Origin of the sequence: Trabulsiella odontotermitis (genome assembly GCF_001188485.1) — a bacterium.
GTDB classification, from domain to species: Bacteria; Pseudomonadota; Gammaproteobacteria; order Enterobacterales; family Enterobacteriaceae; genus Trabulsiella; species Trabulsiella odontotermitis_A.
In genome coordinates, this window is record NZ_JNGH01000072.1 from 1 (window position 1) to 2,941 (window position 2,941).

3 protein-coding genes are annotated in these 2,941 nt (G+C 59.2%); all 3 read right to left on the minus strand.

Annotation, left to right across the window (positions count from 1 at the left end; all coding sequences use genetic code 11):
* Positions 1-640, minus strand: a 640-nt coding sequence (locus GM30_RS07340) for a sensor histidine kinase (RefSeq protein WP_476690690.1), incomplete at its 3' end; no start/stop codon positions are given.
* Positions 637-2,052, minus strand: coding sequence for an MFS transporter (mdtD, locus tag GM30_RS07345; protein WP_049848089.1), 1,416 nt, complete (start codon positions 2,050-2,052; stop codon positions 637-639). The genes mdtD and GM30_RS07340, both read right to left, overlap by 4 nt.
* A 2-nt stretch (positions 2,053-2,054) precedes the next feature.
* The coding region (locus GM30_RS07350) for an efflux RND transporter permease subunit (protein WP_193391773.1) at positions 2,055-2,941 on the minus strand (887 nt) is incomplete at its 5' end.

Here is a 2,941-nt window from a genome sequence, read left to right on the forward strand (position 1 = left end):
CGGTGACGCGGGTGGAGAAATTCCCCGCCGCCAGTTGATGCGTGCCTTCCACCAGCCGTTTCACCGGCGCCAGCAGGCCGCGCGCCAGCGGGAAGGTCGCCAGCGCCGCCAGCAGCGTGGACAGCGCGACGATAAGCCAACTGGTGCGTTTTTGCTGACGGTCGAAATTGATGTCGGTATTGCGCGTCAGACGCTCCACCGGCGAAGCGATCACCGCGCCCACTTCGGCACCGTTAACGATGATGGCGCGCCGGGTGCCGTCCGGCGGAATTGGCGCACGGGGGCCAACCATCACGCGGGCATCCTGATCGACCACCCAGAACTGCGTCCGCCAGCCGTGGGGGGGCATGCCGGGACCGGGGCGATCGTCGCCGGAATCATGCTCCAGCGAGCGTAATATCTGAAAGACGAAGCGATCGTTATTGCGCAAAAAACGCCAGTTGCCGTGCAACGCGTACTGTTCGCCAAGCGCATCGCCCAGCAGTTGCAGGCGCTGTTCGTTGCCGCGTTTGATGTAATCAATAAAGCCGTGCTCAAAGCTCAGCCGCACCGCCCAGTGCATGGTGACCAGCAGCACGATGCAGGTGGCAAAAATAGCGAGAAACAGTTTACCGGTGATCCCCGGACGCCAGAATTTCACGATTCACTCCTTTTACGCCGGTTTATCACCACATTCTTTGTGATGTCGTCGGGAACACGCCTGAAAATCAGGGCAGGCAGGGCAATCACTACTGCCATGCTGAGGTAGGTGTAAAGAAAAATATGATGTGTGGCGCTGGTGTCGGTGGCGACCTGTTGATGCCCGTACAGGCCGAGCAGCAGCCCGGCGACGGTGACGCCGATACTCATCGACAACTGCATGATCATCGACAGCAGGCTGTTGCCGCTGCTGGCGTATTCATCCGGCAAATCTTTCAGCGTCATGGTATTCATCGCAGAGAAACGGGTGGAGTTGACCATGCCCTGCACAAACAGCACCACCGGCAGCAGGTAATACCAGCCCAGCAGCGCAAATGACATAAACAGCAGGCTGACCAGCGCCAGCCCTAACGTGGACGCCACCAGCACCCGGCGATAGCCAAAGCGGTTAACCACCTGCACGATGACGCGTTTCATGCCCATGCTGCCAATGACCATCGGGATCATCATCAGCCCGGCATGAAACGGCGAAAATCCGAGTCCGATCTGCAGGAACACTGGCGTCATAAATGGCAACATGCCGCTGCCGATGCGTCCGGCGAAGCTGCCGCCGAGACCAAGCGAGAAGGTCGGCGTGCGGAACAGTTTGAGGCTGAACAGCGCTGAGTCGTTGCCCCGCGCATGCCACAGATAAAACAGAATAGCGCACAGGCCGATGAGCACCAGCCCGCCGAGCATCAGCGGCGTCAGACCGAGCCCTTTTTGCCCGTCGAGCGCCAGCGTCAGCGATGCCATGCCGAGCACCAGCCAGATAAACCCGGAGATATCAAAGCGCCGCGTCTGTAACGTGTAGTTCGGCATTAACATCAGCGTGGCGATAGCGCCGATAATGCCAACCGGAATGTTGATTAAGAAAATCCAGTTCCAGGAAGTGTATTCCACCAGGATCCCGCCGAGCGCGGGGCCCATCAGCGGCCCGACCTGGCCGGGAATGGTCACAAAAGTCATGGCGGCCATGTACTGATCGCGCGGGACGATTTTCATCACGGTTAAACGCCCGACCGGCACCATCATCGAGCCGCCGACGCCCTGCAGCACGCGTGCCATCACCAGCTCATTCAGCGTACTGGATTGCGCGCAGAAGAAAGACCCGGCGGTAAACAGCACGATAGCGGTGAAGAAGATATTGCGCACACCGACGCGGTCAGCGAGCCAGCCGCTGGCAGGCAGCATCACGGCGACGGTCAGGACGTACGAGACGATCACCATATGCATATGCAAGGGGTTCTCCCCAAGGCTTTTCGCCATCGAGGGGAGGGCAGTGTTAACGATGGTGGTATCCAGCGACTGCATAAAGAAGCCGAAGGCCACAATCCATAGCTGCCAGCGAACGCTACGCGGAAGATCTACCATGTTCACCCGGTCACAGGTTGTCGCGATTTGCGGGCAAAGCGCAAACGCAGACGGTCAAAGAACAGATACACCACCGGCGTGGTGTACAGCGTCAGTAGCTGGCTCATCACCAGACCACCCACAATCGTAATCCCCAGCGGCTGGCGCAGCTCGGAGCCATCGCCGCCGGATAACACTAACGGCAATGCGCCAAACAGCGCCGCCAGCGTGGTCATCATGATGGGCCGGAAACGCAGCAGACAGGCCTGAAAAATGGCCTCTTCCGGCGTCAGATTGCCGCTGCGCTGCGCCTCAAGCGCAAAATCGACCATCATGATGGCATTCTTTTTTACGATACCAATTAACAGCATGATACCAATCAGCGCGATCAAGCTAAATGGGGCGCCGAAAAGTTGTAACGCCAGTAGCGCGCCCACCCCCGCCGACGGCAGCGTGGAGAGAATGGTCAGCGGGTGCACGTAGCTTTCGTACAGCACCCCCAGCACGATATACACGGTCGCAATCGCCGCCAGGATCAGGATCACCTGCGACTGCATCATTGACTGAAAGACCTGCGCCGTTCCCGCGAAACTGCCGCGCACGCTGGACGGCACGCCCAGTTGCGTCATCGTGCGCGCGATCGCCGTGCTGGCATCCGACAGGGATNACGGCAGGTTGAACGAGACGGTGGACGCCGCAGACAGCCCCTGATGGTTCACCGACAGCGGCGCGTTCGCAGGCTGCCATTTGGCGAAATAGGCGAGGGGAATCGCTTTGCCTTCGTTATTAATCACGAACATCTGATTCAGGGCGCTGATGTCCTGGGTATAAACCGGATCAACCTCCATCACCACTTTGTACTGGTTCAGCGGCTGGTAAATCGTCGATACCTGCCGCTGCCCGAAGGCGT